This is a genomic window from Achromobacter sp. JCM 18799 (assembly GCF_055395645.1).
This window is the reverse complement of the sequence record NZ_AP043866.1, coordinates 4345908-4358982: the sequence shown is the minus strand read 5'-3', so window position 1 is coordinate 4358982 and position 13075 is coordinate 4345908. Positions and strand designations below refer to the sequence as shown.

The 13075-nt window shown below is 67.6% G+C and carries 10 protein-coding genes; 4 read left to right on the top strand and 6 right to left on the bottom strand.

Translation table 11 applies throughout. The annotated features are described in order from the left end of the window. The first annotated feature begins 130 nt into the window (after positions 1-130). The 4 genes from hemE to ACZ5YA_RS20490 all read left to right on the top strand — a co-directional run bounded on the left by hemE (position 131) and on the right by ACZ5YA_RS20490 (position 6827). A complete protein-coding gene (hemE, locus tag ACZ5YA_RS20505) occupies positions 131-1204 on the top strand; it encodes a uroporphyrinogen decarboxylase (protein ID WP_059377279.1) in 1074 nt (357 codons plus the stop codon). A gap of 304 nt (positions 1205-1508) precedes the next feature. Next, complete coding sequence (locus ACZ5YA_RS20500; protein WP_251878656.1) at positions 1509-3596, top strand: primosomal protein N'; 2088 nt, start codon at positions 1509-1511, stop codon at positions 3594-3596. Positions 3597-3804: 208 nt separating this feature from the next. Then, the gene (locus tag ACZ5YA_RS20495) at positions 3805-5868 is read left to right on the top strand and encodes a UvrD-helicase domain-containing protein (protein WP_059377283.1); all 2064 of its coding nucleotides are present in this window, start codon (positions 3805-3807) and stop codon (positions 5866-5868) included. Between the two features lie 104 nt (positions 5869-5972). After that, complete coding sequence (locus ACZ5YA_RS20490) at positions 5973-6827, top strand: class II glutamine amidotransferase (RefSeq protein WP_464091156.1); 855 nt, start codon at positions 5973-5975, stop codon at positions 6825-6827. Positions 6828-6835: 8 nt separating this feature from the next. Here the strand turns inward: ACZ5YA_RS20490 and dapD are convergent, their stop codons facing one another. Genes dapD through ACZ5YA_RS20460 form a run of 6 tightly spaced genes read right to left on the bottom strand, consistent with a single transcriptional unit; the run spans position 6836 to position 12950 of the window. After that, complete coding sequence (dapD, locus tag ACZ5YA_RS20485; protein ID WP_118933379.1) at positions 6836-7819, bottom strand: 2,3,4,5-tetrahydropyridine-2,6-dicarboxylate N-succinyltransferase; 984 nt, start codon at positions 7817-7819, stop codon at positions 6836-6838. Between the two features lie 59 nt (positions 7820-7878). Beyond that, on the bottom strand, positions 7879-8877 hold the full coding sequence (locus ACZ5YA_RS20480) for an autotransporter outer membrane beta-barrel domain-containing protein (protein ID WP_464091155.1): 999 nt from the start codon (positions 8875-8877) through the stop codon (positions 7879-7881). 7 nt (positions 8878-8884) lie between these two features. After that, complete coding sequence (locus ACZ5YA_RS20475) at positions 8885-10015, bottom strand: M20 family metallopeptidase (protein ID WP_054455173.1); 1131 nt, start codon at positions 10013-10015, stop codon at positions 8885-8887. A gap of 39 nt (positions 10016-10054) precedes the next feature. After that, positions 10055-10960, bottom strand: coding sequence for an alpha/beta hydrolase family protein (locus tag ACZ5YA_RS20470; protein WP_118933378.1), 906 nt, complete (start codon positions 10958-10960; stop codon positions 10055-10057). After that, complete coding sequence (locus tag ACZ5YA_RS20465; RefSeq protein WP_013391145.1) at positions 10960-11970, bottom strand: ABC transporter ATP-binding protein; 1011 nt, start codon at positions 11968-11970, stop codon at positions 10960-10962. The genes ACZ5YA_RS20470 and ACZ5YA_RS20465 overlap by 1 nt, the downstream gene beginning before the upstream one ends. Then, the gene (locus ACZ5YA_RS20460; protein ID WP_059377297.1) at positions 11967-12950 is read right to left on the bottom strand and encodes an ABC transporter ATP-binding protein; all 984 of its coding nucleotides are present in this window, start codon (positions 12948-12950) and stop codon (positions 11967-11969) included. The genes ACZ5YA_RS20465 and ACZ5YA_RS20460 overlap by 4 nt, the downstream gene beginning before the upstream one ends. Positions 12951-13075 lie beyond the last annotated feature (125 nt).

The window sequence follows — 13075 nt, the reverse complement described above, 5'->3', positions numbered from 1 at the left end:
GGGACGTCACGCGCGCCGTCTTGCCCCGGAAAGCGCCCCGCTTGCGCGGCGGCAAGTGCGGCGCAGAGCCTGGCTGCGACTTGTCAGCCAGGGGAAGTAAAATCACGGCTTCCGATCATCGAGGATAGTCGTGTCTGCTTCCGTACTGAAGAACGATGTGTTCTTGCGCTCGCTGCTGCGCGAGCCCGTGCCCTACACCCCGATCTGGCTGATGCGCCAGGCCGGCCGCTACCTGCCTGAGTACCGCCAGACGCGGGCCCGCGCGGGTTCCTTCATGGGCCTTGCTCAGAACCCGGACTACGCTTCGGAAGTCACGTTGCAGCCGCTGGAGCGTTTCGACCTGGACGCAGCCATCCTGTTCTCGGACATCCTGACGGTGCCGCACGCCATGGGCCTGGGCCTGGACTTCGCCGAAGGCGAGGGTCCGCGCTTCGCCCGTCCGGTGCGTACCGAAGAAGACGTGGCGCGCCTGGAAGTGCCGGACATGGACAAGCTGCGCTACGTGTTCGATGCCGTGCGCACGATCCGGCGCGACCTGGACGGCAAGGTGCCGCTGATCGGCTTTGCCGGCAGCCCCTGGACCATCGCCTGCTACATGGTGGAAGGCCAGGGCAGCGACGACTACCGCCTGATCAAGACGCTGCTGTACGCGCGTCCCGACTTGCTGCACCGCATCCTCGAAATCAACGCCGAAGCCACGTTGCAGTACTTGAACGCGCAGATCGCCGCCGGCGCCCAAGCCGTGATGCTGTTCGACAGCTGGGGCGGCGTGCTGGCGGATGGCCTGTTCCAGCAGTTCTCGCTGGCCTACACCCGCAAGGTCGTGGCCGGGCTGACCCGCGAACACGAAGGCCGCCGCGTGCCGGCCATCGTCTTCACCAAGGGCGGCGGCCAGTGGCTGGAACAGATCGCCGCTTGCGGCGCCGATGCCGTGGGCCTGGACTGGACGGTGGATCTGGCCGCCGCGCGGCGCCGCACCGGGGACTCGGTCGCGTTCCAGGGCAACCTCGACCCCATGGCCTTGTTCGGCGGCGGACCCGCCATCCGTGCCGAGGCGCGGCGCGTGCTGGACGCGTTTGGACCGGTGGGCAAGGGCGGCCATGTGTTCAACCTGGGGCACGGTATTTCCCGCTTTACTCCGCCAGAAGCCGTAGCCGAATTGGTTGATGAAGTCCATCAGCACAGCCGTTCGCTGCGGGGGTAAGTGAGTGAACGCTTCGGTCTACAGGGCCGGAGCAGGAGGGTCCCCGGGGACACTTGTGCACAGCAAGATTGCTCTCGGGGAAAACCCTTTAGATGCTAGTTTACAATCTCGGAAGCTCTAATAAGTCATTGTTTTTAATGATTAAATTAGGGTTTTCAACAAGATTTCGCAAGTTTGCGCAATCTTGTCAAATTCCAATTTTCGATGTTGCTCCAGCCTTTTCCCCAAAGTTATCCACAGGCGGAAAATGGGGCGCGCCGGCATCATCCGGGATCATCCGTCTACATGCTCCGTCCTAGCTCCCATGTCTGAAGCGCAGCCGAATACGACCCCCGCGGTCTGCTGGGTGCGGGTGGCGCTGGACGTGCCCTTGCCCGGCCCCTTCGATTACCGCAGCGACGCGCCGGTGACGGTGGGCCTGCGGGTCATCGTGCCGTTCGGCCGCCGCAAGCTGATTGGCGTGGTGGTGGACAACCCGGCGGAGCCGTCTTTCGACCCCAAGCAGATCCGGCCGATCGAAGAGGTGCTGGATGACCTGCCGCCTTTCGACGAGGACTGGCTGCGTCTGGCCCGCTTTGCCGCCGACTACTATCAGCGGCCGCTGGGCGAGGTGATGCTGCCCACGCTGCCGCCGCCGCTGCGCAAGCCCACGGCCTACCAGGGCAAGCGCTCGGCCGGCGGACCCGTGGCGCGCCTGGACGGGCGCAAGCGCAAGGCGGTGCGCGCGCCGGCCCAGGCGGATCAGCCGCCGGAACTCAACGACGCCCAGCGCGAGGCGGTGGACGCCATCGGCGCGCTGGACGGGTTCAAGCCCGTGCTGTTGCACGGCGTGACGGGCAGCGGCAAGACCGAGGTGTACCTGCGCGCGGCCGAAAGGGTGTTGGCGGCGGGACGCCAGGTGTTGCTGATGGTGCCCGAAATCAACCTGACGCCGCAGCTCGAAGGCGCGCTGCGCGCGCGCCTGGAGGCGCTGGTCGGACCGGACGGCCTGGCGGTCATGCATAGCGGCCTGTCCGATGGCGAACGCCTGCAGGCCTGGACCCGCGCCCAGCGCGGCGAGGCCCGCATGTTGCTGGGCACGCGCATGTCGGTGTTCGCGCCCTTGAGCCAGTTGGGCCTGATCGTGGTGGACGAAGAACACGACGCGTCCTACAAGCAGCAGGACGGCTTGCGCTATTCGGCGCGCGACCTGGCGGTGTGGCGCGCCCATGACCTGAATATCCCGGTGGTGCTGGGGTCGGCCACGCCGTCCCTGGAGACCTGGCAGCATGCCGAGCGCGGCCGCTACCTGCGACTGACCCTGCCGGGCCGCGCGCGCGCCAGCAGCCTGCCGTCCATGCGCCTGATCGACACGCGGCGCCTGCAACTGAAGCAGGGCATGTCGCCGCAGTTGCTGGACGCCATCGGGCAGCGCCTGGAACGCAAGGAACAGTCGCTCATCTTCCTGAACCGCCGCGGCTATTCGCCGGTGCTGCATTGCCAGTCTTGCGCCTGGGTCAGCAATTGCCCGCGCTGCACCGCGTTCACCGTCCTGCACCGCACCGACGGCCGCGGCCATCGCCTGCAATGCCATCACTGCGGCTATCAGGCCCCCGTGCCGCGCGCCTGCCCCGAATGCGGCGACCAGGACCTGGCGCCGATGGGACGCGGCACGCAGCGGGTCGAGGAGCATCTGGCGGAGTTGTTTCCCGAGGCGCGCATCCTGCGCATCGACGCCGACAGCACGCGCAAGAAGGGCAGCGCCGAAGCGCTGTTCGCCTCGGTGCATGCCGGCGAGGTGGACATCCTGGTCGGCACGCAGATGGTGGCCAAGGGCCACGACTTCGCGCGCCTGGGACTGGTGGGCGTGCTGAACGCGGATTCCATGCTGTTCGCGCACGACTTCCGCGCGCCGGAGCGTTTGTTCGCGCAGCTGATGCAGGTGGCGGGCCGCGCCGGCCGCCATCAAGGCAACGGCGAGGTGCTGATACAGACCAACTACCCTGAGCAGCCGGTCTACCAGGCGTTGCTGCGGCACGATTACGCGGGCTTTGCCCGCCATGCCCTGCACGAGCGGGAAAGCACCGGCCTGCCGCCTTTCGTTTACCAAGCCCTGCTGACCGCCGAGGCGCGCGAGCTGAAGGTGGCGCTGGAGTTCCTGGAGCGGGCGCGGGCCTTGCCGGAAGGCGAGTGGGCGGCCGACTTCCCGGGCCTGGACGCCATCATGCTGTACGACCCGGTGCCGCTGCGCGTGGTACGCGTGGCCAATATCGAGCGTGCGCAGTTGCTGGCCGAAAGCAGCAGCAGGCCGGCCTTGCAGGCCTTCCTGACGTCCTGGTCGCATCACCTGCCGTACCTGGCCAACGAAGCGCGCGTGCGCTGGCAACTGGAAGTCGATCCGCTGGAAATCTGATCGGCCGCGGCCGGGGCCAATGCGCCGTCGATCCGATTGTTCTATGATCTTTCTCCTCTATCGCGCCGGCGCGGCAGGCCCGCTGCGGCGGCTGCGCCCGTCCCCTTTTTCTCGCGTGTTACCGGCCCGCTGACGGGCGGCCGCAAGCTCCGTGCTTGCTGGCCGCAGCTTCAATGCGGCCGCCGCGATGCATGATCACCTGACTCAAATGTCCGCCAGCGAACCTATAGCCCAAGGCATGAACCCCGCTCAACGCGAAGCGGTGCTGTACCTGGACGGCCCCTGCCTGGTGCTGGCCGGCGCCGGTAGCGGCAAGACGCGCGTGATCACGCAGAAGATCGCCTACCTGCTGCGCGAATGCGGCTACATGGGGCGCAACGTGGTGGCGCTGACCTTCACCAACAAGGCCGCGCGCGAGATGGATGAGCGCGTGAAGACCCTGGTGGACCGCAAGCTGTCCAAGGGCCTGATCATCAGCACCTTCCATTCGCTGGGTGTGAAGATGCTGCGCGAGGAAGCGCGCAATGCGGGGCTGAAGCCGACGTTTTCGATCCTGGACGCCGACGATGCCATGGCCATCATCCAGGAACTGCTGAACACTACCGACAAGGCCCGTCTGCGCCACGTGCAGGGCATCATCTCGCTGTGGAAGAACGGCTTGATGGAACCGGACGATGCCGCGCGCGAGGCCATCACGCCGGCCGACGTGGAAGCGGCCAACGTCTACCGCAGCTACGCCGCCACGCTGGCCGCCTACCAGGCGGTGGACTTCGACGACCTGATCCGCATCCCGGCGCTGCTGCTGGCCAACAACGAAGAAGTGCGCACCCGCTGGCAGAACCGCGTGCGCTATCTGCTGGTGGACGAGTACCAGGACACCAACGTGTGCCAGTACCGCCTGGTGCAGTTGCTGACGGGCTCGCGCGCCATGTTCACGGCGGTCGGCGACGACGACCAGGCGATCTACGCCTGGCGCGGCGCGACCATCGAAAACCTGGCCAAGCTGACCACCGACTACCCCAACATCAAGCTCATCAAGCTGGAGCAGAACTACCGTTCGGTGCAGCGCATTCTGGCGGCCGCGAACCAGGTGATCGAAAAGAATCCCAAGCTGTTCGACAAGAAACTGTGGTCCGAGCTGGGGGTGGGCGAACCCATCCTGGTGTCGGCCATGGACGGCGAGGAACAGGAGGCCGAATCCATCGCCATGAAGGTGTCGGCGTCGCGCTTCGAGCGCCAGGCGCAGTGGAAGGATTTCGCCATCCTGTACCGCAGTAACCATCAGTCGCGCATCCTGGAACAGGCGCTGCGCAACCTGAAGATTCCGTACACGATTTCGGGCGGCCAGAGTTTTTTCGACAAGACCGAAGTGCGCGACGTGCTGGCCTATCTGCGCATCCTGGCCAACGACGACGACGATCCGGCCTTCATCCGCGCGGCCACCACGCCCAAGCGCGGCATCGGCCAGGCCACCTTGCAGACGCTGGGGCAGTACGCCGCCAGCCGTGAACTGTCCCTGCTGGCGGCAGTGGCCGAGACCGGCCTGGAAAGCCTGCTGGCGCCACGGCAGTTGGAGCCGCTGCGCACCTTCACCGAGTTCATCCGCCGCATGCAATGGCGCGCCGGCCGCGGCGCGGCCGATGCCAAGACCGCCGCGCCGTCCGAGCCCGCGGGCGTGCTGCTGGATGATCTGCTGGAGGCCATCCAGTACGAACGCCATCTTTATGAGCTGTTCGAAGAGCGGCCCGCGCAGACGCGCTGGCAGAACGTGCTGGAGCTGACCGGATGGCTCAAGCGCAAGGCCGAAGAAGACAACATGACGCTCTTCGATCTGGTGCAGCACGTGGCGCTGGTCACCATGCTGGAGCGCGGCGAGGAAGAAGAGCCCGATGCCGTGAAGATGTCCACCCTGCATGCCTCCAAGGGGCTGGAGTATCCGCACGTGTACCTCGCGGGCGTCGAGGAAGGCTTGCTGCCGCACCTGGGCAAGGACGACGAGGTCGGCGACCCGGCGCGCGCGGCCGAGAACCTGGCTTCGCGCATCCAGGAAGAGCGCCGGCTGATGTACGTGGGCATCACGCGCGCGCAGCGCAGTCTGAACCTGAGCTGGTGCAAGCGCCGCCGCCGGGCGCGCGAGGACCTGGTGCGCGAGCCTTCGCGCTTCATCGAGGAAATGGGCCTGGGCGATGTGCGCATGCAGGAAGACGCGGCTACCGCCGCGATGAATCCCAAGGAGCGCATGGCCATGCTCAAGGCGCTGCTGAAGAAATAGGGGCGGGGCGGCGGCTTGTGGAAAGCCGCGGCCTGCTCCTACACTGGACTGCGCCCGCCCCGCGGTCCGGGGCGCGGCAACCCCGTGGATCGAAGGAGCGCGCCATGTGTCGCTGGCTGGCTTATACCGGTAGTCCCATACAGATGGAGAGCGTGCTGTTCAAGGCCAAGCACTCCCTGATCGACCAGAGCCTGCACTCGCGGCTGGGCGCCACCACCACCAATGGCGACGGCTTCGGGCTGGGCTGGTATGGCCGTCAACACGAAGGCCAGCCGCTCGAGCCGCCGTTCCGCTACCGCAGCGTGCATCCGGCCTGGAACGACCGCAATCTGCGCGAGGCCGCGCGCGCAATCCATGCGCCGCTGTTCGTGGCGCACATCCGCGCCGCCACCGACACGCCCGCGCAGGAAACCAACTGCCATCCGTTTCGCCATGGCCAGTGGCTGTTCGTGCGCAACGGCGTCATCCGCGACTATCCGCTGCTCAGGCGCGACCTGATGCTGATGATCGCGCCGGCCTATTTCGGGTCGCTGGAAGGTTCCACGGATTCCGAGGTGATGTTCCTGCTGGCCTTGAGCTTTGGCCTGGAGGAAGACCCGCTGGCGGCGTTGGCTCGCATGGTGGGCGCGGTGGAAGAGACCGGCAGGCGGCATGGCGTGGCGCAGCCCATCAACATGACGGTCTGCGCGCTGGACGGCCAGCGCCTGATCGCCGTGCGCTATTCCAGCGAGGCCGATTCGCGCACGCTGTTCCACAACACCTGCGTGCGCCATCTGCGCCAGCTGTATCCCGACAATCCGCAGATCGCGGCGTTGGATGATGACGCCTTCATGCTGCTATCGGAGCCCTTGACCGAGATGCCCGGCGCCTGGGAGGAAGTGCCCGAAGCCACCGCCATCATCGCGGGCGGCGGCACGGTGGCGCATTATCCTTTTGTGCCGGTGCCGCCAGGAGCCTGAGCCGGGGTTCAGTGCCCCGTATGCAGGGCCGGATTCAGCGTGCCCCAGGCGGCGGTGCGCACCAGGCACTCCACGGCGCCGGTCTGCGAATTGCGGCGGAACAGCAGGCCTTGCTGGCCCGCCAGCGAGGTGGCCTTCACCACCGCGCCTTCCGGCGTCAGCACGCGCGTGCCGGCGGTGATATAGCAGCCGGCTTCCACCACGCAGTCGTCGCCCAGCGAAATGCCGATGCCCGAGTTGGCGCCCAGCAGACAGCGCTTGCCGATGGACACCACCTGCTTGCCGCCGCCCGACATGGTGCCCATGATGGATGCGCCGCCGCCGATGTCGCTGCCGTCGTCGACGATGACGCCGGCGCTGATGCGGCCTTCGACCATGGACGCGCCCAGCGTGCCGGCGTTGAAATTGCAGAAGCCTTCATGCAGCACCGTGGTGCCGGGCGACAGATGCGCGCCCAGGCGCACGCGCGCGGTGTCGGCGATGCGCACGCCGCCGGGCATGACGTAGTCGGTCATGCGGGGAATCTTGTCCACGCCGCGGATTTCCAGGATCTGGCCAGAGGCGCGCAGGTGCCAGCGCAGCGCATCCACCTGATCCACCGCGCAGGGGCCGGCCGAGGTCCAGGCCACGTTGGCCAGCACGTTGAACAGGCCGTCCAGGTTGGCGTCGTGCGGGCGGATCAAGCGGTGGCTGAGCAGGTGCAGGCGCAGGTAGGCGTCGTGCGCATCGACCGGCGGTTCGTCCAGCGACGAGATCGCGGTACGCACGGCGACGATGTCGACCTTGCGGCGGGTGTCGCGGACCAGGGCGGTGGGCACGTGTTCGCCCAGCGCGGCGCGGGCTTCCTCGGGCGACAGGTGGCGGGTGCCGGTGGCCGGCGAGTTGTCGGCCAGCGAGGGACGCGGATACCAGGTGTCCAGGATGGCGCCGTCGGCGGCCAGCGTGGCGACGCCATAGGCGATGGCGCTGAGGGGCTTGGGGGAGTCGGCCATGATGAAAGAGGAAGGGCGCAGTCTGAGTGCGTAATTCTAAGGCGAAAGGGCTGCGGTTTTCAGAGGTTGCCGAAGGCCCATCGCAGGCTCAGCGAGCCGGTGTGCTCGCGGTTGCCGCCGCCATACTGGCCGCCGTAGGCCAGGCCGATGACGGCCGAGCGCGACACGGCGATTTCCAGGCCCGCGCCCGCCAGCGCGGCGGACCGGGCGATGGGCGCGCCGGCCACCGACAGCACGCTGCCGCCGTCCAGCACCAGGGTGGTTTCCGGCTGCACGTCGCCGAAGGCCCGGCGCCAGCCCAGCGTCGCATGCAGCTTGCCAAAGGTGGGGCCGAGCGCGAAGCCGGTCTGACCGCGCACCCCCAGCGTGGTGGTGGTCTGCCGGATCCGTCCCGCGTCGCCCGAGAGCGCCGTGGAACCGCCCGATTCGCTGAAGCTGCGCGTGCGCACATTGCGCACGGCCAAGCCGGCGAACGGTTCGATGGCGGCGCGTGGCGACAGTGCCAGCTCGTAACCCAGTTCCGAGAAGGCCTGCGCGGTGTAGGCGCTGAAGTCGGCGGTCAAGGTCTGCCGGGCGATGCCGGGCATCTCGAAATGCCGCCGGGTGTCGATGTCGTGCCAGGTGTAGGAGGCGGCCGTCAGCAGGTTCAGCTTGCCCGGGCCCGCGTCGAACGACCTCTTGCCATAGATCCCCGCGGTATAGCTGTACACGTCCAGCCGCGCATCGGCCGCGTCGATGCGGACCCGGCTGCGGGTGGCGCCCAGCGCGCCGCCCAGGCGCCAGCCGGCGCCGGCATCGAATTCGCCGCCGCCATACACGCCGGTGGTGCGTTGCTTGATGCGGGCCGTGTTGGCGCCGCCTTCCAGCGTCTGCCAATTGTCGACGGCGACGAGCCAGCCCGGCTGGGCCGGCGCGGGACGGGTCGGCCGATCGGCAAGCAGGCTGTGGTCCGGTTCGGCCTGTCCGGTGTGGGCGTGCGCCGCGCCAGCCGCGCACAGGGCTTGCATGGCGAGCGCCCGCGCCAGCAGTTGCCGGCGCACGGCTATCGGTGGCGGCAAGGACTTTTTACGCCAGTTCTTTCAGCAGCAACTCCCAGAATTTCATGCGCTGTTCCAGCGTCGAAACCAGGATGTACTCGTTCAAGGTGTGCGCGCCGTCGCCGTCGGCGCCCAGGCCGTCCAGCGTCGGGATGCCCATGGCGGACGTGAAGTTGGCGTCGCTGCCGCCGCCCGTCATGGGTGCGTCTTCCAGCAGGAAGCCGGCGCGTTCGGCGTAGCCCTGCACCAGCGCCAGCAGATCGGCGGCGGCTTCGGTCTTCACCATGGGCGGACGGTTCAGTTCCACGTCGATGTCCAGTTCCACGTCCGGACCCACGGCGCACAGCTCGCGCATGCGGCGCAGCACGTCCTCGGCGGCGCCCATGTCGGGCACGCGGAAGTCGACCACGCAGCGGCACAGCGCCGGCACGGTGTTGGTCACGGTGCCGCCGGCGATGGTGCCGACGCTGACGGTGATGCCACGGTCATAGTCGGTCATGGCTTCCAGCGCCAGCACCTGGTGGGCCATTTCGCGGATGGCGCTGCGGCCTTTCTCGTGCTGCATGCCGGCATGGGCCGGACGGCCCTTGACGTTCAGGTTCAGCATGCCGGTGCCCTTGCGCGCCGTGACGCACTTGCCGCCGTTGGGGCGGGCGGGTTCGCAGACCAGCGCGTACTTGGCGTTGGCGGCGAAGCGCTCGATGTGCGCGCGCGACGCGTGGCTGCCGGTTTCTTCGTCGGGCACCACCAGGAAATCCACTGGCAGCTGGGTCGCGCCGGGGCGAGCCAGGCCGGACAGCGCGGTCAGCGCCAGGTAGATGCCGGCCTTCATGTCGTAGCCGCCGGGACCATAGAGGCGGTCGCCTTCGATGCGTACCGGGTTCTCCAGCAGCGTGCCTACCGGATGCACCGTGTCCATGTGCGCCAGGATCAGGATGCCGGGGCGCGTGTCGCCGGGGGCGCGGTTGGTCGCGTACAGCAGCGGGCCCGTGGTCGGGCCCAGCGACGACAGTTCCACCGTCAGGCCGGCGGCCGCGGCGTAGTCGGCGATGATGCGCGCCATGGCGGCGATGCCTTCGGGGAAGTTCGAGGGCGATTCGCATTGCAGCCAGCTCTTGATGCCGGCGACGATCTGTTCAGTGCTCTGGGTGTTGGACATGACGGTATCGGATATCTGCAACGAAGAAAATGGGAGCGGTCAGGCGACCTGCTGGCCGGCCAGGCGGGCCAGTTCGGCGTCATCGGGCATCTTGCCATCGAACCAGAGGCTGGCGCACACGGCGGACATGGCGCGGCCGTCGTGGCCGATGCCGGGCACGACCTGCAGCTTCCAGCCGAACGGCACGCCGCGGCGCTCGGCCTCCTTGCGGCCGAACTCGAAGTAGTTCTGGGCGCGCGCAAAGCGGTGCGGGCCCTGACGCATGGCGGCGGGTTCGGACGGCAGGTTGGGGTCGTCGGTGGCGATGTCCTGGTCGCCCGCCAGGATGGTCATCGGGTAGGCCAGCAGCTTGACCAGGTGCTCTTCGGTCAGGCCGACGCCGTCCATGCCTTCGGGGAAGGGATAGTCGAACGTGGGCAGCGTGTACCAGCCCGGGTTGCCGGCAGTCACGGCCTTGAACGGCGCGTGCGGCTGGCTGCTCATCAGGCGGTGCACGAACTGGCCGCCCGCGGAATGGCCGAACAGGTAGACGTTCTGGCCGTCGGTAATTTCGCCGGCGATCAGGTCCTTGATGACGTTGCCCACCAGCGCGTAGGTCCAACCGTCGATGTGGCGCGGATTGCCGCCGGCCGAAAACACGCGGCCGTTGTTGTAGCTTTCCACGCCGGGCCAGATCTCGTTGGAGAAGGTCAGCGCCACGATCAGCAGCTTGTGCTTGTCGGCGGCTTCCACCCAGAAATCGCGGTACTCGTCGCCGTTGCGCAGCACGCCGTGCTGCACGATGACCACCGGCATGTCGGGCGTGTAGCCGTAGGGGCGGTAGGTCTGGAGCTTGAAAGGACGGTCGGAGTTTCGGTCCTCGTCCACATACAGGATGGCGTTGCGGCCGGCATGGCCCAGTTCGATGGCGATGCGGTCGACGTTGGACATCTCGGAGGGTTTCATCAGGCGTTCGCCTCATTCAGGTGGCAGGCCGACCAGTGGCCTGCCGAGATTTCTTTCAGGACCGGCGCCTGCTCGCGGCAGCGCGGCATGGCGTGGGGGCAGCGGGGATTGAAGGTACAGCCCGGCGGCGGGTTCAGCGGCGACGGGATTTCGCCCTTGATCGGCGTGAACTTGCGGCCGCGGCGGCCCACGTCCGGCACCTCGGCCATCAGGGCCTGGGTATAGGGATGGTTGGCGCGCGCGAAGATCTCGGCCGACGTGGAGATTTCCACGATCTTGCCCAGATACATGATCGCCACGCGGTCCGAGATGTGCTTGACCACGCCCAGGTCGTGGCTGATGAACAGGTAGGTGAAACCGTGCTGTTCGCGCAGGTCCATGAACAGGTTGATCACCTGCGCCTGGATCGACACGTCCAGCGCGGCCACGGGCTCGTCGCAGACCAGGAACTTCGGCGCCACCATCAGCGCGCGGGCGATGCCGATGCGCTGGCGCTGGCCGCCCGAGATCTGGTGCGGGAAGCGGTCGCGGTATTCGGGGTCCAGGCCCACTTCCTTCAGCGCCTGGTCGATGCGCGCGGGAATCTGGGCGGCGGGCGCCAGCTTGTGGACCTTGAGCGATTCGCCCAGGATCTGGCGCAGGCGCTGGCGCGGATTCAGCGAGGCCTGCGGATCCTGGAAGATCATCTGCACGCCCAGCGTGTAGGCGAGCTTGTCGGCGCCGCGCAGGCGGCGGGCTTCCTGGCCCTGGTACAGCAGCTGGCCTTCAGTCTGGCCGTGCAGCCCGGCGACGACGCGGCCCAGCGTGGACTTGCCGCAGCCGGACTCGCCGACCAGGCCCACGACTTCGCCGCGCTTGATGGACAGGTCCACGCCGTTGACCGCATACACGGTGCGGCGGTCGATGGGACGGCCGGTCAGGGCCAGGATGCGCTGGGCCAGGTCGGGCCGTTGCTCGAAGCGCTTGTGGACGTTCTTGAGCTCGATGACGGGAGTATCGGCTTGGCTCATACCGGCTGCGCCTCGCGGGTAATCGGCACGTAGCAGCGGTAGTTGCGCGCGCCTTCGGTGGTGACGGTGGGGGCTTGTTCGGTGCAACGCGTGACCGCGCTGGTGCAGCGCGGGCGGAACGGACAGCCCGAGGGACGGCCGGCGAGGCTGGGCGCCATGCCGTTGATCTGGTGCAGGCGCGCGCCAGGCTGGGTGGCGCCGGGCATCGAATCCAGCAGGCCCTTGGTGTAGGGGTGGCGCGGCGCGTCCAGCACCTCTTCGACCGGGCCGCTTTCGACGATGCGGCCGGCGTACATCACGGCCACGCGGTCGGCCAGTTCGGCCACCACGCCCAGGTCGTGGGTGATCCAGATCAGCGCCGTGTTGTGCTCGCGGCAGATCTCCTGCATGCGGTAGAGGATCTGGCCCTGGATGGTGACGTCCAGCGCCGTGGTCGGCTCGTCGCAGATGATCAGGTCGGGCTTGTTCAGCATGGCGATCGCGATCGCCACGCGCTGGCGCATGCCGCCCGAGAATTCGTGCGGATAGCTCTTCAGGCGCTTTTCGGGTGAAGGAATGCCGACCATGGCCAGCGCCTCGCGGCAGCGTTCCTCGGCTTCCGCGCGCGGCACGTTTTCGTGGGTGAGGATGGCTTCCATCATCTGCTCGCCGATGCGCAGCACCGGATTGAGCGTCATCAGGGGATCCTGGAAGATCATGGCGATGCGGTTGCCGCGCAACTGGCGCATCTGCTCTTCGCTCAGCTTGCGCAGGTCCGTGCCCTTGAACTTCACTTCGCCGTCCACCACTTCCCCGGGCGGGTCGATCAGACCCAGCAGTGAAAAGCCCGTGACGGATTTGCCGGAACCCGATTCGCCGACCAGGCCGACGATCTCGCCGCGGCGCACGGTCAGGTCGACGCCGTCGACCGCCAGCCAGGCGCCGGCTTCGGTATGGAATGCGGTGCGCAGGCCGCGCACTTCAAGAATGTTTTCGCTCATTTCAGTTGCCCATTGCGCCAACCGCGGCGCATGTAATGGAGATAGCTCCATCGGGATGCCGCGGAGCCGGCTTTGCCGGTCCGCAGGCATGCCCCCTTGAGGGGGAAGCGCGCAGCGCTTCGGGG